The sequence below is a fragment of the Cohnella sp. GCM10027633 genome, from assembly GCF_042675445.1.
In the GTDB taxonomy this organism is placed as follows: domain Bacteria; phylum Bacillota; class Bacilli; order Paenibacillales; family Paenibacillaceae; genus Cohnella.
Genome location: NZ_JBHTGV010000008.1, coordinates 60,397 through 83,712 on the forward strand (window position 1 = coordinate 60,397; position 23,316 = coordinate 83,712).

A 23,316-nucleotide genomic window follows, 5' to 3' on the forward strand; every position below is an offset into this window, starting at 1 on the left:
CTTCCGCGCTTCTCCCCTTCATAATTTGAGTTGTACCACTACTATTCGATCGGGAGGAACGACAATGGCAACATCCAGAACGAGAATCAGGGCGGTCGGAACTACTGCGCTGCTGTTGACGATGGTATTCGTCAGCGCTTGCAGCGGCAACAACGATAACAAAGGCGAAGAGAGCGCGAAACCGAGCGCCAGCGCATCCGCAAGCTCATCCGCATCCGAGTCGGCGGCCGCGCCGGCGGCAGAGGAAGGCCCGCTGACCAAATACGCGGAGCCGGTCACCGTAACGACCGTTCGCGACTTGAACAGCGGAACGAAGTTCCAAGAGGGCGTATCCCTCGCGGACAACGTATGGATCAAGAGCTTCAAGGAAGATCTGAACATCAACGTCGACACGAAGTGGGTCGTCAGCGACCAGCAATATAACAACAAAGTGACGGTATCGATGGTATCCGGGGACTTGCCGGATCTGATTAGAGTCAACGATCAGCAGCTGCAATTGCTCATCCAAGCGGATCAAATCCTTCCGCTGAACGACTTGTTCGACAAGTACGCGAGCGATCTGGTGAAGGAAGCGTTCGGCCCGCTCGACAATCCGACGATGCAATCTGCAAGCTCCAACGGCAAGCTGATGGCGATTCCGAACGGCGGCGGCGAATATTCGGACATGAGCATGCTCTGGATCCGCAACGACTGGCTGAAGGCGGTCGGCATGGAGCCGCCGAAGACGATGGACGACGTCGTCGCGATCGCCAAGGCGTTCGCCAACAACGACCCGGACAAGAACGGCAAGAAAGACACGTACGGTCTCAGCCTCGACTACAACCTGTTCAACGGCTGGTCCGGTCTCGACGGCTTCTTCAACGGCTATCACGCGTACCCGTACAACCCTGCTAAGGGCGGCGGCATCAACCTCACGTTCCAGAGCGTAGACGGCAAGCCGGTATACGCGGACACGCAACCGCAGGTGAAGACGGCGCTCGCGAAGCTGCAAGAGCTGTTCAAAGCCGGCGCGATCAATCCGGAGTTCAGCGTGCTCGACGGCGGCAAGTCCGCGGAAGTCGTCACGCAAGGCAAGATCGGCATGTCGTTCGGTCAATGGTGGGTCGGCACGTGGCCGATCAACAACATGAAGAAGGATAACCCGGAAGTCGACTGGGGCGTCTACCCGATCGTCTCCTCCGACGGAGAACCGGTGAAGGTGCTGTCTACCGGGTTCAAACCAACGTACTACTACGTCATCAACAAGAACGCGAAGAACCCGGAAGCGGTATTCAAAATGCTCAACTACTTCATGGAGAAGGTCGAAGGCCCGAACCAGGTCGAATCGTACCACCACGTCGTCGAAGGCGAAACCGAGTACAGCATCTGGTCCCTCGCTCCGATCGTAGGCTTCTTCAAGAACAAGAACGCGTCGGATAACGCGATGATCCAAGAAGCGCTCAAATCCGGCGACGAGTCGGTACTGAAGACGCCATCCTCGAAGTCGCAGTACCAATTCGTCAAAGAATATCAAGCGGGCGATCTGTCCAAGTGGGGCAATAACGCGATCTTCGGTCCGGGCGGCTCCTGGAGCGTGCTCGCCGACTACATCAACAACGACCAAGTGTTCACTTCGGCGTACGTAGGCGGTCCTACCGAAACGATGATCAGCAAAGGACCTTCCTTGCGCGACGATCAAGCGACGACGTTCACCCAGATCATCATGGGCGCCAAGCCGATCGAAGAGTTCGACGCATGGGCGCAAAGATGGCACGAGCAAGGCGGCAACCAAATTCTCGAAGAAGTCGCCAATAGCGGCATGTTCAAGTAAGTAAAGCCTGACGGAGGAGGGGACGCAAGCTCATCCCCTCCTTACTTATATCCAAATCGTTGGCTCGTTTATCGTGAAAGGAGAATAACCCTATGACCGGTCGGTGGAGGCATAATGTTCCGTTATACGCGATGCTGCTGCCCGCAGTGGTGCTCGTCGCTATTTTCTCTTACGGCCCGATGGTCGGCATCGTGATCGCGTTCCAGAATTTCATTCCGGCGAAGGGCAGCTTGTTCGCGTCGGATTGGGTAGGCTGGAAAAACTTCGAGTACGTCTATAACCTCCCGACGACGGGACAAGTCATCTGGAATACGTTCTTCATCTCGATCATGAAAATCGTCGCGAATCTCGCGGTTCCGATCCTAACGGCGCTGCTGCTGAACGAAGTGCGCAAGAAGCTGTTCAAGCGGACGCTGCAGACGATCATTTACTTTCCCCACTTCTTATCGTGGGTCATTCTGTCGGGCATCCTGATCGACGTGCTGTCGCCCAACGGCGGCATCGCGAATCAATTCCTAGGTTTCTTCGGCGTCAACGGCATCTACTTCCTCGGGAATGAAAACTGGTTTCCTTTCGTGCTCGTCGGAACCGACGTGTGGAAGGAATTCGGCTTCAATACAATCGTGTTCCTCGCGGCGCTCACGGGAATCAATCCCGCGCTATACGAGTCGGCGGTCGTGGACGGCGCCTCGCGCTGGAAACAGACGATCTACATTACGCTTCCGGGCATCATGCCGATCATCGTCCTGATGGCGACGCTCTCCGTCGGCAACGTGCTGAACACCGGCTTCGACCAAGTGTTCAACCTGTATAGTCCGTCGGTGTACTCGACGGGGGACATCATCGATACGTTCGTGTACCGGACGGCGCTTATCAACGCGCAATTCGCGGTCGCCACCGCGTTCGGATTGTTCAAGTCGGTCGTCTCGCTCGTCCTGCTATCTACGGCTTACTTGCTTGCGTACCGACTGGCGAATTACCGTATCTTCTGATCCAATGTCCGAACGTTCGGGCCGAAAGGAGCTTCCATCAATGGTTCTGCATAAGACGTTAGGCAGCCGGTTCGCGACGTTCGCGATCTACGCGGTACTGATCGTAATGGCCGTGCTCTGCGTACTGCCGTTGCTCAACGTGTTCTCCGTATCCGTGAGTTCGAACAGCGCGATCGAAGCGGGCAAAGTGTCCTTGTGGCCGGTCGACTTCACCTTCAGCGCGTACGAATACGTCGCCAAGAAAAAAGACTTCCTCGCTTCGATCAACGTCTCGTTGATCCGGCTCGCGCTAGGCGTGGCGATCAGCATGATCGTGACGATCCTGACCGCGTATCCGCTGTCGAAGGAATATAGCCAATTCAAGGGCCGCACTTGGTTCTCCTGGTATTTCGTGTTCACGATTCTGTTCGGCGGCGGATTCGTTCCTACTTACGTTATCGTCCGCAACCTGGGGCTTATCGATTCGATCTGGGCGCTCGTGCTTCCGGGAGCGGTGCCCGTGTTCAATATCATTCTGTTGCTGAACTTCATGCGGTCCTTGCCCAAGGAGATGCTCGAGGCTTCGTTCATCGACGGAGCTGGCCATTGGAGCGTGCTCTTGCGAATCATCGTTCCGTTGTCGATGCCCGCGATCGCCACGGTAACGCTGTTCTCGATCGTAGGCAACTGGAACGAGTGGTTCAACGGCCTGCTCTACATGAATTCTCCGGAAAATTACCCGCTCGCCAGCTACTTGCAGACGGTCGTCGTCAAGCTCGATCTCGTGAACCTGAGCAGAGAACAGATCGAATTGCTGGGCTCGCTGAACAACCGGTCCGTCAGGGCCGCTCAGATTTTCCTCTCGGCGTTGCCGGTGCTCGTCGTCTATCCGTTCCTGCAGCGGTACTTCATGTCGGGCATCGTCATGGGAAGCGTGAAGGAATAGACTGGAAGCGAAGGCAAATCCAGATTGCTTAATCGAGGAAATGAGATAAATTGTGCGTCAAAAGACCAGCGAGAGCAAGAGGTGGAGATATTCCGCTTCTTGCTTTCGTTCCATAATGAGGGTAAGCGATCCGCTAGTTCGTTAAAGAAGGGAGGGGGCATGAGGACGGGCGATCGCGACCGAATGCTATCATTCGCAACGACGAGAGGAGAAGATCATGGATGGCCGCGTATCCGATCAGAAAGCTTGGCATCTGGTTTCTAGCATTCGCATTAACGCTTACCCTCGTTCATGTTCCTAAGGCAGCGGCGGTATCTACTAAAATAACGCTGACGACATCGATGGTCGTCAACGAGTCCGGCAAAGGGGACGCGACGTTGATCGTAAACGAGCAGTCGACAGCCGGTGACCCACGCGGAGGAAGCGGCGGCTCGCCGACGGGCACGTGGCAGCCGAGCTGGACGGTATCCGACTATCCGCTCAGCGCGTATATCGACCTCGGCCAAAGCTACGACTTGACCGACATCTACTTAAGAGACGTGAACGACGCGGGCAATTACGTCGTATCCGCCGGCACGCCGGGCAGCTGGACGGCGTTGTTCACGGACGGATTGGCCGGGTATAACTCGTGGAACGCGCATACGGTCAGCGTCTCGACGCGGTACGTCCGCGTGACGATGACGAACAAGAGCGCGAACGTCGCGGAGATCGTCCTGTACGGCTCGCCGTCTTCAGGACCCGCTCCCGACACGACGGCGCCTTCGGCGGTAACGAACTTGTCCGCGGGCAGCGCGACGGCATCGTCCGTCACGCTAAGCTGGACGGCTCCGGGCGATGACGGCGCGACGGGCACGGCGGCTTCGTACGACGTGCGCTATTCGACCTCGGCGATCAACTCGGGCAACTGGGCTTCGGCGACGCAAGCGACGGGCGAGCCTTCGCCGTCGGCGGCGGGAAGCGCGCAGACGTTCACGGTTAGCGGGCTGAGCGCTTCGACGACGTATTACTTCGCGCTCGCGGCCTCCGACGAGGTGCCGAACGCGTCCGCGTTGTCCAACGTCGCGAGCTTGGCGACTTCGGCGTCCGGCGGCGGAAGCGCGAAGATTACGCTTAACTCCGGCATGCTGACGAACGAATCCGGCAAAGGCGACGCTTCGATGCTCGTCGACGAGCAGACGACGGCGGGCGATCCGAAGAACGGCAGCGGCGGAGCACCTACTTCGCACTGGTTCCCGGGCTATGCGGCGGCGGATCATCCGTCGAGCGTCTACATCGATCTCGGCCAATCGTACGCGTTGACCGACATCTACTTGCGAGACATCAACGCATCGGGCAACTTCGTCGTGGAGACGGGATCGCCGGGCAGTTGGACGACGCAGTTCACGGACGGTTTGTCGGGATACAACACGTGGAACGCGCACCCGGTTACCGTAACGACGAGATACGTTCGGGTGACTCGCGCAACGCAAGGCTCTAACGTGGCGGAAATCGTCCTGTACGGCTCCCCGACGGGAGGCGGCGGTGGCGGCGATACGACGGCTCCGGCCGCGATCGCGAATCTCGCGGCGGGCACGGCGACGTCGAGCGCGATTCCGCTGACGTGGACGGCGCCGGGCGACGACGGCAATACGGGCACGGCGACCTTATACGACGTGCGCTACTCGACGTCGAACATCACGTCGGGGAACTGGGCTTCGGCGACGCAGGCTTCGGGCGAACCGACGCCGGGCGCCGCTGGCGCCTCGCAGAGCTTCACGCTGAGCGGCTTGAGCGCGAACACGACGTACTACGTCGCGATCAAGACGCGCGACGAGGCGTCCAACGAATCGGCGCTGTCTAACGTCGTCTCCAAGGCGACGGCGGCGGGCGGAGGCGGAACGGGCGGCTTGATCGCGCTGAGCGCCTCGATGCTGCTCAACGAATCGCAAGCGGGCGACGTCTCGCTGCTCGTGGACGAGGGCGCGGCGGATCCGAAGAACGGCGCGGGCGGCTCCCCGACGACCGGCTGGTCGCTCGGTTACAACTCGATCTATTATCCGGGCAGCGTCGTCATCGATCTCGGCACCGATTACGCGCTCACCGACATTTACCTGTACGACACGTCGGGCTCGGCGAACGTGACCGTATCGACGGGCACGCCGTTCTCCTGGACGCAGCAGTTCGTGGATAACATGAGCGGGTTCAACGTCTGGAAGGCTCACCCCGTGACGACGACGACGCGTTACGTGCAGATCACGCTGCCGAACGCGAACGTGACGCTGAACGGAATCGCGCTGTACGGCACGGCGCTAGGCACGCCGGCGACGCCTCCGTCGCCGACGCCTCACGCGAAACCGACGATGGATCAACTGATCGGCATCAACGCCTTCATCGACGATCCGTTCGATAAGATGCAGGTGGCCGGATTCGTCCGCGAATACCATAACTGGAACTGGGACGAAGGAGATCTGTGGAACTTCGGCACGATCCAGACGGGCTATAGCAACTATCCGAATAACCAGAACAAGTTCAATCCGAGCTACGCGGGAGGCGGTTGGAACTTCGACGCCTACTATAGCGGCCTGAAAGCGCTCGGGATCACGGTGTCCCCGGCGATCCAAGGCAGCGTCGGCTGGCTGTCCACGAACCAGAACTACAAGCCGATCTCGGCCGGCGAGAGCGCGCTTGCCCCGGCATCCTATGCAGAGCACGCGGACCATATGTTCCAGTACGCCGCGAGATACGGCAGCACGGCCGTGGCGGATAACAAGCTTAAGCTCGCGGCGGGACAGCCGCGCAGTACCGGTCTCGACACGCTGAAGTACTTCGAGAACTGGAACGAGCAGGACAAATGGTGGAGAGACCGCGAAGGCTACTTCAATCCTTACGAGTACGCGGCGATGTCCAGCGCGGACTTCGACGGGCATCAAGGCGCGATGGGCAACACGGTCGGCGTCAGGAACGCGGATCCGAACGCCAAGCTGGTCATGGGCGGGCTCGCGGATCCGAAGCTGGAGTACGTCCGGGCGCTTAAGTTCTGGTCGGACTTCAACCGCGGAGGCAGCTTCCCGTGGGACGTCATCAACATTCACCATTACAGCAACAACGGCACGAACCAAACGACGGGCAACGCCGGCATCAGCCCGGAGGCGGACGATCTGAAGGGCAAGCTGCAGAAGTTCGTCGATTACCGCGATCGTTACTTGCCGGGCAAGGAAGTGTGGATTACCGAGTTCGGTTACGATACGAACCAGAGCTCCCCGCAGAAAGTATCCGCGATCGGCACGATGTCGGTGCAGGAAGTGCAGGCGAACTGGATCGTGCGTTCCTATCTCGCGGCCGCGGCGTCGGGCATCGACAAAGCCGCGATGTATATGCTCCGCGACGTGAACGCCGCCAGCTCGACCCAGTTCGACTCGAGCGGACTGACGGGCAGCCAATCGACCGGTCACGCGCCGAAAATCTCGTGGTACTACGTCTATACGCTCAAGAATCGGTTAACCGGCATGCAGTACCTCGGCGAACAGGATTCGGGCAACGCGAGCGTCAAAATCTACAAGTTCAAAAACGCGACGACGGGCGCGGGCGCCTACGTCGTCTGGAGTCCGACGAGCAGCGACGCGAAGGTGAACAACTATTCGCTGTCGCTCCAAGGGTCGCCGACGAGCGCCACGCTCGTTACGATGGCTAGCGGAGACACCGACGGCGTAACGTCTTCGCTGTCGATGTCCGGCGGCGCGGTGACGGTCAACGTCAGCGAGCGTCCGATCTTCGTGATGACGAACACGATTCAGTAAGCAGCGAGAGCGGCTGCGCGGCGATAGGTCCGCGCGGCCGCTTTGTCTCGTCCGGCAAGCCATATCGACTACATACGGAACGATAGATTGGGGAGAACTCATCATGACATGGACGAACGTTAACCTGAAGCTCGAATTCGATGACGGACGCGCGAGCGATACGATCGGCGACGCGTTCCGCATGGCGCTGAGCCAGCTGTTCGCGAACAATAAAGTAGGAGACCCGCCGGTATTCGGGGCAGGGGGCGATTACCCGCAAGCATGGACGCGGGACGGCGCGCTCAATTGCTGGAACGCGGGCAGCTTGCTCGAACCGAATACGGCTTCGCATACGCTGTTAAGCTTGTTGACCGAAGATCCGCGCTACGGGCTGGTCATATCCGAAGGACACCGGCAATGGTGGGACAAGATCGTCTGGAGCTCCGCCGCATGGCATCATTACGAGGTGACCTCGGACAGGGAGTTTCTTCGGACGGCTTACGAGGCGACCGAGAACACGCTCAGGGAAATGGAGGAGAAGGCGTTCGTACGCAAATTCGGCTTGTTCCGGGGCGGGGCGTTCTTCCAGGACGGCATCGCGGGTTATCCCGAGCCGCCGTACGATTCGAGCTTGCCGGATTCGGACTTCGTCCTCGATTATCCGGATGCGCACAACATCATGTGTCTCAGCACGAACGCTTTGTACGTGAACGCGTACAGATGCGCGGCGGTCATGGCGGCCGAACTTGAGGTAAGCAAGACGATCGTCCGGGGATATATCGTCGCCGCCGATCGGTTGTCGGACGCGATCAACGAGCATCTATGGAGCGAAACGGCAGGGACTTACGGTTATTTCGTGTACGGGGAAGGTACGCGCAAGCGGGGGCTTGCCGAGTTCCAGGAAGGAGTGGGACTAGCGTTCGCGGTATTGTGCGGCGTGGCAGACGCGCGTCGAGTTGATTCGTTGATGGCGCGAGTCCATCGCGAACCGTTCGGCATCCCGGCCGTGTGGCCCAGCTTCGAGCGATTCAGCGCCGATCGGCCGGGCAGGCATAACGTGCTCATCTGGCCGCAAGTGAACGGCCTATGGGCGAAAGCCGCGATCGCAGCTTCCCGTCATGGGATCTACGCAGCCGAATTGTCCGCGTTGACCGAGCTGATCAACCGCTCCGGCGGCAATATCATGGAAATCTATCATCCGGTGACCGGCGAGCCCTACGGAGGCTGGCAATCGGGGAAGCTGTGGGAGTCGTGCAATTACCAGACGTGGTCGGCGACCGCATACCTTAGCATGGTGCTCGAAGGACTGATCGGCATTCGGTTCGAGGGCGGCGCATTGAAGCTTGCTCCCTATTTGCCCGACAACGTCGGCGGCGCGCGATTAAGGGGGCTGGCGATTCGCGGCATGACGGTCGATATCTCGGTCGTCAGAAGCGGGAGTCGAGTCGCGTGGGCGAGGTTGAACGGACAATCCTGCGAGGTCGCTTCGATTCCCCTTGACCGTACGGGCAGACAGATCGTCGAAATTGGGTTATCCTAATACATTGTGAGCGATAATCATAGAATCGGGAGTGTGCGCGATGGCTTTTGTACAATGTCAGTTCTTTTCGAACGCGCTCGAAATCGCGGTAACGGTCAACGTAATCTTGCCCGAGCAAATAAAAGGGCCTTTGTCTACGATGTACTTGCTTCACGGCTTGTCGGACGACCATTCGATGTGGACGAGGCGGACGTCCGTCGAACGCTACGCGGCGGACCTGCAGCTGGCGATCGTCATGCCCGCGGTCAACCGCAGCTTCTATGCGGACATGGTCCACGGGGCGAAATATTGGACGTTCGTCAGCGAGGAGCTGCCGGCGCGCATGCGGGCGATGTTCCCGCTGTCGTCGGCGCGCGAGCACAACTTCGCGGCAGGGCTGTCGATGGGCGGCTACGGCGCGATGAAGCTGGGCTTGTCCCATCCCGACCGTTACGCGGCGGTGGCGAGCTTGTCCGGCGCGATGGACGTCGATTGGCTCGCGACCGGTTCGCCGAGCGACTTCGCCAAGATCTTCGGTGATGTCGATAGCGTGAAGGGGACGGGCCACGATCTGTTCGCGCTGGCTGACCGAGTCGCCGCCGGCGGCAACTCTCCGCTGCTCTACCAGTGCTGCGGCACGGAAGACTTCCTGTACGAATGCAACGTCGGATTCCGCGAGCATGCGCGCTCGCTGTCGTTGCCTCTGACTTACGAGGAAGGCCCTGGCGAGCACGAGTGGGGTTACTGGGATACGCACATCAAGCGCGTGCTGGACTGGATTCCGCTGCAGGGAAGATAAGCGCGCGGCGTGGAGGCGGGGAGTAGACCCGGAGGGACTTTGGTTCGTCGTAGCGGCATCGGCCAACGGCACTCGGCCCCTCCTACGAACCTCCGACATCGACGTTCCGCGCCGCTCGACAGCGCTTGGGCCGTCGATGCTTGCACGATCGGAACGCGCAATCGGCTAACGCCCTTGCGCGCATCCGATCGCCCGATGCCGTCGTTCGCAACCGTCCTCCGGACGGCTCGTCCGACGGCACTTGGTTGCTAGTCTTGCGCCTTCTGTGCTATGATTTCTTTATCTTTTCTTTTCCAAGTGATCGATTAACCGCTATTGGGGGTACCGCTTCATGTGGACGGTCATCTACATCGCACCGACCGCGAAGATCGCCGAACGGATTCAGAAGCGACTGACCGAAGAAGGATTTCTCGTACAGGTACGCCCTATCAACCTTACCAAACCGCAATACGAAATATTGGTACCATCCGGCGAAGTGCGGGAAGTGCAAGAAGTGCTCGGAAGTATTCTGCACCTGTAATCCATTACGATACCCGCTTTCATCTGTCGGCGCTGCCGCATGGACGAGTCGGTCGCCATTTTTCGCATAAGAGGTGTCGCTGTGTTCAAGGATTTATTCCAGAAAAAAAAGTACGCGGTCGTGCCTTCGGAACGTCCGAAGAGGGACATTCCGGAAGGTCTCATGAACCGCTGTCCTAAATGCGGTACGATTCAGTTCAGCAAAGAGCTGGAGAAAAACTTGAAGATCTGTTCCACCTGCGGACACCATTTCCGCCTTAACGCCTGGGAGCGCATCGCGATGACGCTCGATGAGGGGCGTCTTTTTGAGATTGACGGCAACTTGGTGTCGGAGGATCCGCTGAACTTCCCCGGATACAAGGCCAAGCTGGAGCAACAGAAGAACAATTCGGGCTTGAACGACGCGATCGTTACCGGCGAAGGCGAGATCGGCGGATTCCCCGTCGTCCTCGGCGTCATGAGCTTCGACTTCTTCAGCGGCAGCATGGGCTCCGTCGTCGGCGAGAAGGTGACGCGCGCGATCGAGCTGGCCACGAGCAAGCAAGTGCCGCTCATCCTGTTCTCGACGTCCGGCGGAGCGCGGATGCAAGAGAGCATTCTGAGCCTGATGCAGATGGCGAAGACGAGCGCGGCGCTCGCGAAGTTCCAGGACCAAGGCGGACTGTTCGTCTCCGTATTCACCGACCCGACGCTCGGCGGCGTATCCGCGAGCTTCGCGAGCCTCGGCGACTACAATCTGGCCGAGCCCGGCGCGATCGTCGGCTTCGCGGGCAGAATCGTCATCGAACAGACGATCCGCCAGAAGCTGCCGGACAACTTCCAGACGGCGGAGTTCAACTCCAAGCACGGCCAGCTCGACCGGGTCGTGCACCGCAAGGACATGAAGTCCGTGCTTACGCAGCTATTGGATATGCACTCATGGAAAGGAGAGCCGGCCGATGTCGAATGATTTGCCCTTTGAACGGCCGCTCGCCGAACACCGCAAGAAGATCGACGAGCTGAAGAAATTCGGCTTGGAGAAGCAGATCGACTTCACCGACGAGATCGGTCGGCTCGAAGAGCGCTATACCCAGATGGAGCAGGAGATCTACAGCAACCTGACCGCTCCGCAAATCATGCACATGGCTCGCCATCACCAGCGTCCGACGACGCTGGATTATATTAAATTGATCTTCACCGATTTCCTGGAGATTCACGGGGACCGCGTGTTCGCGGACGATCTGGCGATCGTCGGCGGCTTGGCGAAGCTGAACGGCATGCCGGTAACGATCGTCGGCCATCAGCGCGGCAAGGATACGAAGGACAACATCCAGCGCTTCTTCGGCAGCCCGCATCCGGAAGGGTTCCGGAAGGCGCTGCGTTTCATGCAGCAAGCGAACAAGTTCAATCGCCCGATCATTACGTTCATCGATACGAAGGGCGCCTATCCCGGCGATACGGCCGAGATGAGAGGGCAGTCCGAAGCGATCGCCCGCAACTTGGCGGAGATGGCGAGATTCGGCGTTCCGATCGTCTGCGTCGTCATCGGCGAAGGCGGCAGCGGCGGCGCGCTGGCGCTCGGCGTAGGCAACCGGGTGCTGATGCTGGAGAACTCGATCTATTCCGTGATCTCGCCGAACGGAGCGGCATCCATCTTGTGGAAGGATGCATCTAAAGCGGACCAAGCGGCCGAAGCGATGAAGATTACCGCCAAAGACCTGTTGGAATTCGGCGTTATCGAGGATATCATTCCGGAGCCGATGGGCGGCGCCCACCGCAATCCGGAGATGCAAGCCGAAGCGATCAAGGCCGCTTTATGCCGCCATCTGAAGGAATTGCTGAAGATGAGCCCCGAGCAATTGGTAGAAGACCGGTACCAGAAGTTCCGCGACGTCGGACAATACGGTACCGCTCTGCAAGAATAGATAGCTCTTCCTAAACAGAATTGCGATTGGATAAAACGGAGGAATACGAAAATCATGCGCAAAACGAAAATCGTCTGTACGATCGGCCCTTCCAGCGAGTCGCTTGAAAACACGAAAAAACTCATTATCGCCGGCATGAACGTCGCCCGCCTGAACTTCTCCCACGGCGACTTCGAAGAGCACGGCAACCGGATCAAAACGATTCGCCAAGCCTGCCAAGAGCTCGGCAAAACGGTAGCGATCCTGCTCGACACGAAAGGTCCGGAAATTCGCACGGGCAAACTGGGCGTTGACGTCATCGACCTCGTAGCGGGAGAGTACATCACGCTCTCCACCGAAGAATTCCTCGGCGACAAAAACCGTATTCCGGTCACTTATAAAGACTTGCCGCAAGACGTCAGCATCGGATCGACGATTCTGATCGACGACGGCTTGATCGGCTTGACGGTCGTCGATATCCAAGGTACGGAGATTAAGTGCCAAATCGTGAACGACGGTCCGATCAAAAGCAAAAAGGGCGTTAACGTTCCGGGCGTCGCGATCTCCATGCCGGGCATCACGGAAAAAGACGCTAGCGATATCAAGTTCGGCATCGAAATGGGCGTAGACTTCATCGCCGCTTCGTTCGTGCGCCGCGCGAGCGACGTGCTCGAAATCCGCGAGCTGCTCGAGCGTCACGACGCGCGCAACATCCAAATCATCTCCAAAATCGAAAATCAACAAGGCGTAGACAACCTTGACGAAATTCTCGAAGTATCCGACGGCCTCATGGTTGCCCGCGGCGACCTCGGCGTCGAAATTCCGGCCGAGGAAGTTCCGCTCGTGCAGAAGAGCATGATCGAGAAGTGCAACCGCGTCGGCAAGCCGGTCATTACGGCGACCCAAATGCTCGATTCGATGCAACGCAACCCTCGTCCGACGCGCGCGGAAGCTTCCGACGTCGCGAACGCGATCTTCGACGGCACCGACGCGATCATGTTGTCCGGCGAGACGGCCGCGGGCAAATACCCGATGGAATCCGTACTTACGATGTCCCGCATCGCCGAGCGCGCGGAATCCGCGCTGCACTACCGCGAAATCTTCACGAAGCAAGCGAACGCGCAGCAGAAGTCGGTAACGGAAGCGATCAGCCAAGCGGTCGCCAACTCCGCGCTCGACCTCGAAGCGAAAGCGATCGTGACGTCCACCGAGAGCGGCTACACCGCTCGCATGGTGTCCAAATACCGTCCGAAATCGCCGATCGTCGCCGTAACGCCTAACGAACAAGTGATGCGCCGTCTGCAGCTCGTATGGGGCGTCGTGCCCGTTAAAGGCGTTAACGCCGAAACGACCGACGAAATGTTCGACATCGCCGTCAAAGGCGCGATCGATTCCGGTCTCGTCCGCCTCGGCGACACGATCGTCATCACCGCGGGCGTGCCGGTCGGCCGCTCCGGCACGACGAACCTGATCAAGATCCACAACGTCGGCGAATTGATCGCGAAGGGCCAAGGCATCGGCTCCCAAAGCGCGACCGGCAAAGTCGTCTCCGCGCGCACGCCGGAGGAAGCGATTCGCAAAATGACGTCGGGCGCCATTCTCGTCGCTCCGTCGACCGATAAAGAATACATGCCCGCATTCGAGAAAGCGGCGGCGGTCATCACCGAATGCGGCGGCATCACTTGCCACGCGGCGGTCGTCGGCCTGAACCTGGGCATTCCGGTCGTCGTCGGCGTGAACGACGCGCTCGAGCTGATCAAGGACGGCACGGAGATTACCGTATACGCCGAGCACGGCGTTATCTATTCCGGCCAAGCCAAAGTATTGTAATCCTAACGACCAAGTCCCGCACCGTGCGGCACATCCGTGCCGTCCGCTGCGGGATTTTTGCAAGGAAGGGGAGTTTGCCTTGAACAAGTGGTACTTGCATCCGCTTAGAGTCAGATACCAAGAGACGGACCAGATGGGCGTCGTCTATCACGTCAATTATCTTAATTGGTTCGAGATCGGCCGGACGGAATGGGTCAGGCATGCCGGCATAGCTTATAAGGAAATGGAAGCGAAGGGACTGCTGCTGCCGGTGACGGACATCGAAGCGTCGTTCCGCCAGCCCGCGAAATACGACGAGTGGATCACGGTATGCACGCGCGTCGCGGAAATGTCGGCCATCCGGGTCAGGTTCGAGTCCAGAATCGTCTCGGGCGATTTATCGGAAGCATACGGCGCCTACTGCGAGGGCGACGAGCCTCCGGGAGACGCGCTCGTAACGGGCGGCACGAGGCATGTGTGGGTGAACAAGGAATGGAAGCCGGTTCGGTTCGACCGGGAGGCGCCGGAATGGTATCGCGCGATGCTGGCGTTGGTCGGGCGTACGGGGCAACCGTCGTGAGAGGGTGAGATCATTCGAGCCCGACGAAGATTTAATTAATCGAGGAGGAAACCGCGTGCGCGGATGGATGCTCGCCTTGATCGTTATTTTTCCCGGCGTCGAACTGTGGGGCATTATCGAAATGGGCAAGAACATCGGCGGATGGTCCACGCTCGGCTTGCTCATCCTGTCCGGCTTGCTGGGCACTTGGCTGGCGCGGCTCGAGGGGCGCAAAGTGATCATGCAGGCGCAGCGTCAAATGCAGGAGGGACAAATTCCCGGATTATCGCTGCTGGACGGCATATGCGTGCTTGCGGGAGGACTATTCCTGTTGTTCCCAGGCTTCGTGTCCGACATCATCGGCTTGACGCTGCTATTCCCGTTCACGCGCTCGTTCTATCGGCGTCTGATCTATCGCTGGCTGGAACGCAAAATGAACAACGGTTCGTTCACGATCCGCGGCGGAGGACCTTGGAACGGGTAGAGACGACGTCATCTTGCGCCGAATCGGATGTAAGCGGCGATGTCCCGGAATACGCCAGCCCTTCGGCAGGCGGCAATGACGACGAAGCTGACGGGCCCGATGATGAGTCCGAAGATGCCGAACAGCTGCAGCCCGACGAACATCGCGATCAACGTCGGCAGCGCTTCGAGTCCGACGCTCGAGGCGAGCACCTTCGGTTCGATGAACTGCCGGGCGACGAGCACGATGCCGTATAGAATCGATAGACCGGTTCCAAGCTGCCAGTCGGCGGACAGGAAAGCGTAAGAGAGCCACGGAATCATGACCGCGCCGACGCCGAGATACGGCAGCAAGTCGACGAAGCCGATGAATAAGCCGATCGTGATCGCGCTATGTACGCCGATGACGAGCAATCCGACGATGACGACGACGGTCGTGATGGAGATCATGATGAACTGCGCTCGTATATAGCCGAACAAGGCGTGGCGCAGGTCTTTCCAGACGAGCGCGATTTTGCCTAGCAACAAAGGAGGGAACCACTCTTTGCCCCGTTGCACGTAGTCGTGCCAATCTTTGCCGATGAAGAACGAGGCGAGCAGCACGACGACCGCGATGATCGCGACGGTCGGCAACGAGGAGAGGAAACCGACGATGCCCATCAGGAACATGCTGATCAAGTTCGTGCCCGCCTCCGTGACGAGCGACGCGGTATCCGATATCCGGTTGTTGATCGTCTCCTGATAGTTCGGATTCTCGTTGTAGAAGTGATTGATCCGGTCGATGAGCGACTGAATGTCCGGACGCGCGATAATGTCGTCGTACGACTGCTCCACCCAAGCGACGAGCCGCTCCAGAGAGCCGGATACGTTCATGACCTCCTCGGCGAGACGCATGACGAGCGTCGTGATCAGCGTCAGCATGGCGACGGCGAACAGCAGCAGCACGACCGTGACCGCGAGCCAGCGAGGGAACCGGGCTTTGCGCTGCAGCCAACGTACAAGCGGATTGAGCAAGTACGCGAGCAGCCAGCCAAGCAGGAACGGATAGACGAGCGGAAGCGCCTTCCAGATCAGCCAACCACCGCCGCCGGCGACGGCCAAGACGAGCAGCAGTCGCATGAGCCGGCCCGTTATTTTACGATCCATGTCGAATTCCTCCCGCTCTTCGTCGAGGCGTTCGCGATATTCCCGAATGAGAATTTCGCCATTATAGGACTTAAACTTCGCTCATATGTTACAGGGGAGATCGTATTTAACGTTCTCATGATCTAGCGTTAACGTGCGCTTTACATTCGGCTAACATAATGGGGGAATGGGCTTGAACAGCAGTTGTCGAATGACGAACAGGGGGAACCACGATGTCCGGCGCCAAGAAATACATTAACCGCGATCTGAGTTGGCTGGAGTTCAATCGTCGCGTGCTGGAGGAAGCCGAAGATCCGAGCACGCCGCTCTTGGAGAGATTGTTCTTCTTGTCGATCGTATCCAGCAACCTCGACGAATTCATGAGCGTTCGCGTAGCGGGGCTGCAGGACCTGCGCAAAGCGGGCTACGGCAAAACGGATTTCACGGGCTACACGCCGCAAGGATTGCTGAAGCGGATATCGAAGAGAGTCGTCCGCACGGTGCGGCATCAATATAAAGTGTATCGCGAACTGCTGCGTTTATTACAGCGCGAGGGAATCGAGCTTGCAACCGTCGCCGATCTGTCGGAGGAACAGAAGGCGGTGCTGATGACGCACTTCCATGAAATCATCTATCCGGTATTAACGCCTATGGCGGTAGACATCAGCCGTCCGTTCCCTCTCGTGCACAGCAAGGAGCTATACTTGGCCGTCGTCTTGCGTCCCGAGGGCCATGTAGGCGAGGAAGAAGAGAACGCGGTGTGCGCGATCGTGCAGGTGCCTTCGATCTTGCCGCGCGTCATCCCGGTCCGTCTGCACAAGAATAGCCGCAAAAGCTGTTACGTGCTGCTGGAAGACCTGCTCAAGGAGCATATCCGCTTGCTGTTCAGCGGCTATACGACGGAGGCGGTCCATGCGTTCCGCGTGACGCGCAACTCGGACTTGACGGTGAACGAGGAAGGCGCGGAGGATTTGCTTCAAGAGATCGAGAAGGAGCTGCGCCGCCGCAAGCGCGGTCTGCCGGTTCGCCTCGAGGTCGAGAAGGGAATGCATCCGCACGCGTTGGAGCTTTTGAAGGACGAACTGGAGTTGACGGAGGAAGACTTGCCGCTCGAGATCGACGGGCCGCTCGACCTCGGATTCCTGTCCCGGTTCGTCGGCATGCTGCCGAACGTCGAGCATCTGAAATACGAGAAGGTCGAGCCTTCGTACCCGGCCGAATTCGAGGAAGCGGACGACATTCTGACCGTGCTGCGGGAGCGGGACGTGCTCGTCTATCATCCGTACGAGTCGTTCGAAGCGGTCAACGACTTCATCCTCGAATCCGCGTCGGATCCCGAGGTCCTCGCGATTAAGATGACGCTATATCGGGTAAGCGTTAACTCGGTGCTTATCCAGGCGCTTGCGGGAGCGGCCGAAGCGGGCAAGCAAGTGACCGTCGTCGTGGAGCTGAAGGCGAGGTTCGACGAGGAGCGGAACATCGCGTGGGCGCGTCAGCTCGAGAACGCCGGCTGCCACGTCGTATACGGCTTGGTCGGGCTGAAGACGCACGCGAAGATTACGCTGGTCGTTCGTCGGGAAGAGGGCACTCTTCGCCGTTACGTGCACGTGGGGACGGGCAACTACAACGAGAATACGGCGAGATTGTACACCGATGCGGGGTTGTTCACGAGCGATCCTGGCATCGGAGCGGACGCCTCCGCCTTGTTCAACGAGATGACCGGCTATTCGACGCCGCATGACTGGAGGTTCTTCGCCGTGGCGCCGAACGGGCTGAAGCCGAAGCTGTTCGAGCTGATCGATCGCGAGATCGATCATGCGAAGGCGGGACGTCCGGCTCGGATCGTGGCCAAGATGAACTCGCTGTCCAACCAGTCGATGATCGACAAGCTATACGAAGCGTCTCAAGCCGGCGTGAAGATCGAGCTGATCGTGCGCGGGGTATGCTGCTTGCGTCCTGGCGTGCCGGGCACCAGCGACAACATCCGGGTCGTCAGCATCGTGGACCGGTTCTTGGAGCATTCGCGGATCGTCGCGTTCGCCGGCGGCGGACGGGAAGAAGTGTATATTTCGAGCGCGGATTGGATGACTCGCAACTTGAGCAGGCGCGTCGAGCTGCTCTGCCCGGTCAACGATCCGGCGATTCGCGGCAGCCTTATGAACTTGCTGGAGCTGAACTTGAAGGATAACGTCAAGGCGAGGGAATTGACTTCGATGGGGGCGTACGAGAGAGTCGATCCGGCCGACCAAGCTCCGCGGAGAAGCCAATTCGCGGCGGCGGAGCTGCGGTCGTGGAAGCAGATCGAGCTGTAGAAGCTTTGCGGGTCTTGCGAGGTTCGATTCGTTAGATGAGCTTGACGAAAAGCTTGGGGGCGAGCCCCCAGGTTTTTCTGAATTCCTTGGCCATGCCGTCCGTCTCCATCTGTTCGACGGGGAGCGGGAACGGAGCATGCGCGACGAGCTGCAGCTTGTTGCCGACGATGTCGAGTTCGAGCGCGGAGATCGCTTGGGCTTCGCTGCGATCGAGCGCGGCGGCCAGTTGCAGCAGCGAGCCTAGCCGGGTCGCGAGGTCGATATCCCCTTCGCTTAGAAGCGCGCGGTAAGGCGCCAAATTGCGCTTGAGCTGCCCGGAGCTCGTGAACGCGGCGATCGCGGCGGTTAGCACGATCTCGCGGTGAGGCAGTCCGTTCCAATGGGTATGCAGCAGCATGTAGAACGTGTGCTCCGCGCTGTTGTTGAAGTCGATCGTCGCGCCGATCCGGAACAGCCGAGCCGCCGTCTCCAGCATCACGCGGGCTCCCGCCGGAAGCGGATAGCGCTCGCCAATCCAATCGTATAACGCTAGCGCCAGCTTGCGCACTTGATTCAGGTGATCTTCGGGAGCCGTGGGATATAAAGCCTGCAAATTGCGAATGCTTTCTTGCAGAACGGACTCCGCGGACAGAGGCTTGAACGCCGGCAAGCAAGTGTCGTAGAACAGGCCGTCCCGAAGCCCGGCGCCGCAAGCGACGAGCCGGGATGCCGAGGCGTGCCGGATAATGCCCAGCAATATGGCGAGCCCGGGAACGATGACGTCTCCGCGGTCTTTGGACAAGCCGGGCAGCTTCTTCCGCTTGTCGAGGGGAATGGCCGCCAACTGGTCGAGCCGAGCGACGACGTCCGCTTCGCTTAGCTCGTAACCGTGGAGCAGATGCAGCGGATAGTCGGTTACGCGCTGCTGCAGCTTCGCGAGCGCGCGGACGGTGCCTCCGAGCCCGATGATCGGCAATCCGGGATGCCGGCCGATCCAAGCTTCCTTGACTAGCTGCTGGCTTACGAACTGCTGAATGTCGTGAAGGACGGACGGAGGGACTTCTCCCGTGCCTAGCGCGAACCGCGACGCGGTATTGACGCAACCGATCGGGAACGACACGGCGTATTCGACTTTGCGGTCCAGCAACAGGCTGACTTCCGTGCTGCCGCCGCCGATATCGATGACGAATCCGTCGCCGAAGCCGAGCGTGCTGAGCATGGCCTGGCTGCCGTAGCGCGCCTCGTCTTCCCCCGACAGCACTTCGACGATTATCCCCGTCGCCGCGCTTAAGCGCTCGACGATGAGATCGCGATTGGTAGATTGCCGAACGGCCGCCGTCGCGACGGCGCGAATGCGGCTGGCGCCGTGAAGCTGGCAGATGCGGCGATAATGGCGCAGCACTTCGGCCAGCTCGTCGATCGCTTCCTCGGCGAGCTCGCCGTTCCCGTTCAACCGTTGACTCAATCGCGCCGCCCAGCGTCCCTGGTCGATGACGCGGTACGCGCCGCCTTCCGTCAGTTGATAGACGGCCAGCCGAACGGTGTTCGACCCGATATCGATTATTCCCGTAATTCGATCATTATTCATCTTGCGGTCTCCTCCTGGAGCACGGACATCTTCGCATTATTGTACCATCGGATGCGGGCTTGGCAAAAGAACCTTTATGGTCGCGATAAAACAATTCTATGTCAGGATCGGTTCCATTCGCTGTAAAAATCGATTATCATTAAAAAAGGTCAAAAAATGTGAAGTAATTCGTAGTTTGCGTGGATTATTGAGCGGAAGAACCTTCCTGCTCGCGCACAGGCGATCTTGAGGCCAATCGGAAGGGGATTTCCCCCGTCCGGTTGTCTTGCATTTTTTGGATAAAGGAGAGATGAACATGACGGCAACGAAAGGCTTGGAAGGAATCGTCGCGGCGGCATCGTCGATCAGCTCGATCATCGACGGCGTCCTCACTTACCGCGGCATTAACATCGACGAACTGGCGGAACAGGCTTCTTTCGAAGAAGTCGCGTATTTGCTCTGGTACGGGCAGCTCCCGACGAAGCAGCAACTGGACGGGCTCGTCGCCCAGCTTGGCGAACAAGCGGCCGTGCCGGCCGAAGTCATCGCGGGTCTGCGCCTGTATCCGAAAGGCAGCAATTCGATGGCGGCGCTCAGAACGGCCGTGTCGAGCCTGGCGCTATACGACGGCTCCGCGAACGATATGAGCCGCGAAGCCAATATAAGCAAAGCGATCAAGCTGCAAGCGCAGCTGCCGACGGTCGTTGCCGCTTACGCGCGCATCCGCGAAGGCAAAGAGCCGATCGCGCCGAAGCAAGGCGTGGGCATCGCGCATAACTTCCTGTATATGCTGACCGGCGAAGAACCTGCGGCCGTCGCGATCGAAGCGATGGACAAGGCGCTCGTTCTGCACGCCGACCACGAGCTGAACGCTTCGACGTTCGCCGCTCGCGTCACGGTCGCGACGCTGTCGGACATCTATTCCGGCGTAACGTCCGCGATCGGCGCCCTCAAAGGCCCGCTGCACGGCGGCGCCAACGAAGCGGTCATGGTCATGCTCGACGATATCGGCTCCTTGGCTAACGTGGAACCGTATATCCAGAACAAGCTGAACAACAAAGAGAAGGTCATGGGCTTCGGCCACCGCGTATACAAGAACGGCGATCCTCGCGCGAAGCATCTGATGCAGATGTCCCGCCAGCTCGGCGAGCTGAAGGGAGACATGACGCTGTACGAGATGTCGGTGAAGATCGAAGATCTCGTAACCGGCCAGAAGGGCCTCAAGCCGAACGTCGACTTCTACTCCGCGTCCTGCTATACGATGCTGGGCATTCCGCGCGACCTGTTCACGCCGATCTTCGCGATCAGCCGCGTGTCCGGTTGGACCGCCCACATTCTCGAGCAATACGAAGACAACCGTCTGATCCGCCCTCGCGCGGAATACGTCGGACCTATCGGCCAACATTACGTTCCGGTCGGCAAGCGCGGTTAACGAACGATAGCGCGGACCGGCGGGCCGCCTCCTTCGGCAGAGGGAAGCGCGGCGCGCCGGTTTGTTGCGAACTTGCGGTTCGCCGACGGCGAATCGCGTCATACTACGATATTCAAATGAATCTGGAGGCTAACCCCATGCAACTCGAAAAATTCGCAGCACCTACGTCCGGCACGCCGATTACGGTAGACAACGGCGTTCTTAACGTTCCTAACAACCCGATCATTCCCTTCATCGAAGGCGACGGCACGGGCCGCGACATCTGGAAAGCGTCCAAGCGCGTTCTTGACGCAGCCGTAGAGAAGGCGTACAAAGGCGAGAAAACGATCGCTTGGTACGAAGTGTTCGCCGGCGAAAAAGCTTACAATACTTACGGCGAGTGGCTGCCTAACGATACGCTTACGGCCATCCGCGAGCTGATCATCGCGATCAAAGGTCCGTTGACGACGCCGATCGGCGGCGGTATCCGTTCCTTGAACGTAGCGCTTCGCCAAGAGCTCGACCTGTACACTTGCTTGCGTCCGGTTCGCTACTTCGACGGCGTGCCTTCCCCGGTTAAACGTCCGGAGCTCGTCGACATGGTCATCTTCCGCGAGAACACGGAAGACATCTATGCGGGCATCGAGTATCAAGCAGGCACCGACGCGGTTAAGAAAGTGCTCGAGTTCCTGAAGAACGAAATGGGCGTTAACAAGATCCGCTTCCCGGAAACGTCCGGCATCGGCATCAAGCCCGTATCGTCCGAAGGTTCCAAGCGTCTCGTTCGCGCGGCGATCGAATACGCGATCAAGCACAACCGCAAATCCGTAACGCTCGTTCATAAAGGCAACATCATGAAATACACGGAAGGCGCGTTCAAGAACTGGGGCTACGAAGTCGCGGAGCAAGAATTCGCCGCCCAAACGTTCACGTGGGGCCAATACGACGCCATTAAAGCCGAGAAGGGCGAAGAAGCGGCTAACGCGGCTCAGAAAGCGGCTCTCGATTCCGGCAAAATCCTCGTGAAGGACGCGATCGCCGACATCGCGCTTCAACAAGTACTGACTCGTCCGACCGACTTCGACGTCATCGCGACGTTGAACTTGAACGGCGACTACCTGTCCGACGCGCTTGCCGCGCAAGTCGGCGGCATCGGCATCGCTCCGGGCGCGAACATCAACTACGCGACGGGCCACGCGATCTTCGAAGCGACGCACGGCACGGCTCCTAAGTACGCCGACAAAGACGTCGTGAACCCGGGCTCCGTTATCCTGTCCGGCGTTATGATGCTCGAGCACCTCGGCTGGCTCGAAGCCGCCGAGCTGATCTACAAAGGCTTGGAAACGTCGATCAACCAAAAGATCGTTACGTACGACTTCGCTCGCCTGATGGAAGGCGCTCAAGAAGTGAAGTGCTCGGCGTTTGCTGATAATGTAATCGCCAATATGTAAGGGGGATTCCCCCTTCGACCCCCAGTTTTCGCCATCCCCCTAAATCCCCCTTCCCCGGAAGGGGGACCCCAAGGGCTGCCGCCCTCTGGACACCCGCCCCGGTTCCTCGCAGGATCGGTGGTGCGGAGTAGGGGTGTGGGGCTCGTGGTGGGGGTCGCGTTTTCCGAGGGTTGCCGAAGCTCTTCGGCAACCTGCGGAAAAGGCTTTACTGCGAGGAAGGGCTCCGCCTTGCTGCGCGGCGGACCCTACGCCGGCATGGCCTGGCTACGGGAAGTGCTTTTTGCGCCTCGCTGTGCGGCGCGCTGTCGCCTGCTTTTCGCGGCGACGGGTAAAGAACAGTTCATTAACAGTTCATTTTTGTCGGATTCGTACTTGTACGGGATTCGGCGAAATGGGCTGTTTTTTTTCGTAGGGAAGGATTGTATGGGGACATGGAGCG

17 protein-coding genes are annotated in these 23,316 nt (G+C 59.1%); 15 read left to right on the forward strand and 2 right to left on the reverse strand.

Annotation, left to right across the window (positions count from 1 at the left end):
- Positions 1–64 precede the first annotated feature (64 nt).
- The 12 genes from ACFQZG_RS18135 (at position 65) to ACFQZG_RS18190 (ending at position 15,054) form a co-directional block, all read left to right on the forward strand.
- The gene (locus ACFQZG_RS18135) at positions 65–1,810 is read left to right on the forward strand and encodes an extracellular solute-binding protein (protein ID WP_378155022.1); all 1,746 of its coding nucleotides are present in this window, start codon (positions 65–67) and stop codon (positions 1,808–1,810) included.
- A 92-nt stretch (positions 1,811–1,902) separates the two neighbouring features.
- Positions 1,903–2,802, forward strand: coding sequence for an ABC transporter permease (locus ACFQZG_RS18140; protein ID WP_378155023.1), 900 nt, complete (start codon positions 1,903–1,905; stop codon positions 2,800–2,802).
- A 40-nt stretch (positions 2,803–2,842) separates the two neighbouring features.
- A complete protein-coding gene (locus ACFQZG_RS18145; RefSeq protein WP_378155025.1) occupies positions 2,843–3,727 on the forward strand; it encodes a carbohydrate ABC transporter permease in 885 nt (294 codons plus the stop codon).
- 221 nt (positions 3,728–3,948) lie between these two features.
- Entirely contained in the window at positions 3,949–7,503 is a 3,555-nt protein-coding gene (locus ACFQZG_RS18150) for a fibronectin type III domain-containing protein (RefSeq protein WP_378155026.1), read from the forward strand.
- Positions 7,504–7,606: 103 nt separating this feature from the next.
- On the forward strand, positions 7,607–9,022 hold the full coding sequence (locus tag ACFQZG_RS18155) for an MGH1-like glycoside hydrolase domain-containing protein (protein ID WP_378155028.1): 1,416 nt from the start codon (positions 7,607–7,609) through the stop codon (positions 9,020–9,022).
- Positions 9,023–9,062: 40 nt separating this feature from the next.
- The gene (locus ACFQZG_RS18160) at positions 9,063–9,800 is read left to right on the forward strand and encodes an alpha/beta hydrolase (RefSeq protein ID WP_378155030.1); all 738 of its coding nucleotides are present in this window, start codon (positions 9,063–9,065) and stop codon (positions 9,798–9,800) included.
- A gap of 331 nt (positions 9,801–10,131) precedes the next feature.
- The gene (locus ACFQZG_RS18165) at positions 10,132–10,320 is read left to right on the forward strand and encodes a hypothetical protein (protein WP_027087913.1); all 189 of its coding nucleotides are present in this window, start codon (positions 10,132–10,134) and stop codon (positions 10,318–10,320) included.
- An 81-nt stretch (positions 10,321–10,401) separates the two neighbouring features.
- On the forward strand, positions 10,402–11,268 hold the full coding sequence (gene accD, locus ACFQZG_RS18170) for an acetyl-CoA carboxylase, carboxyltransferase subunit beta (protein ID WP_378155032.1): 867 nt from the start codon (positions 10,402–10,404) through the stop codon (positions 11,266–11,268).
- Positions 11,258–12,223, forward strand: a complete 966-nt coding sequence (gene accA / locus ACFQZG_RS18175) for an acetyl-CoA carboxylase carboxyl transferase subunit alpha (RefSeq protein WP_378155034.1) — start codon at positions 11,258–11,260, stop codon at positions 12,221–12,223. Before accD ends, accA begins: the two co-directional genes overlap by 11 nt.
- 54 nt (positions 12,224–12,277) lie before the next feature.
- Positions 12,278–14,032, forward strand: a complete 1,755-nt coding sequence (gene pyk / locus ACFQZG_RS18180; RefSeq protein WP_378155036.1) for a pyruvate kinase — start codon at positions 12,278–12,280, stop codon at positions 14,030–14,032.
- A gap of 79 nt (positions 14,033–14,111) precedes the next feature.
- A complete protein-coding gene (locus ACFQZG_RS18185; protein ID WP_378155038.1) occupies positions 14,112–14,591 on the forward strand; it encodes an acyl-CoA thioesterase in 480 nt (159 codons plus the stop codon).
- Between the two features lie 55 nt (positions 14,592–14,646).
- On the forward strand, positions 14,647–15,054 hold the full coding sequence (locus tag ACFQZG_RS18190; protein WP_378155040.1) for an FxsA family protein: 408 nt from the start codon (positions 14,647–14,649) through the stop codon (positions 15,052–15,054).
- A gap of 8 nt (positions 15,055–15,062) precedes the next feature.
- On the opposite strand, the gene ytvI is transcribed toward ACFQZG_RS18190, so the two are convergent.
- Entirely contained in the window at positions 15,063–16,178 is a 1,116-nt protein-coding gene (gene ytvI / locus ACFQZG_RS18195; protein WP_378155041.1) for a sporulation integral membrane protein YtvI, read from the reverse strand.
- A gap of 212 nt (positions 16,179–16,390) precedes the next feature.
- Here ytvI and ppk1 point away from each other — a divergent pair, with 212 nt between their 5' ends.
- Complete coding sequence (gene ppk1 / locus ACFQZG_RS18200) at positions 16,391–18,469, forward strand: polyphosphate kinase 1 (protein WP_378155043.1); 2,079 nt, start codon at positions 16,391–16,393, stop codon at positions 18,467–18,469.
- 31 nt (positions 18,470–18,500) lie between these two features.
- Here the strand turns inward: ppk1 and ACFQZG_RS18205 are convergent, their stop codons facing one another.
- Complete coding sequence (locus ACFQZG_RS18205; RefSeq protein ID WP_378155045.1) at positions 18,501–20,036, reverse strand: Ppx/GppA phosphatase family protein; 1,536 nt, start codon at positions 20,034–20,036, stop codon at positions 18,501–18,503.
- A 295-nt stretch (positions 20,037–20,331) separates the two neighbouring features.
- Between ACFQZG_RS18205 and citZ the strand changes: the two genes are divergently transcribed.
- The gene (gene citZ / locus ACFQZG_RS18210) at positions 20,332–21,447 is read left to right on the forward strand and encodes a citrate synthase (protein ID WP_378155046.1); all 1,116 of its coding nucleotides are present in this window, start codon (positions 20,332–20,334) and stop codon (positions 21,445–21,447) included.
- Between the two features lie 137 nt (positions 21,448–21,584).
- Positions 21,585–22,877 (forward strand): NADP-dependent isocitrate dehydrogenase, encoded by a 1,293-nt coding sequence (icd, locus tag ACFQZG_RS18215; RefSeq protein WP_378155048.1) that lies wholly within the window; start codon positions 21,585–21,587, stop codon positions 22,875–22,877.
- The last annotated feature ends 439 nt before the right edge of the window (positions 22,878–23,316 follow it).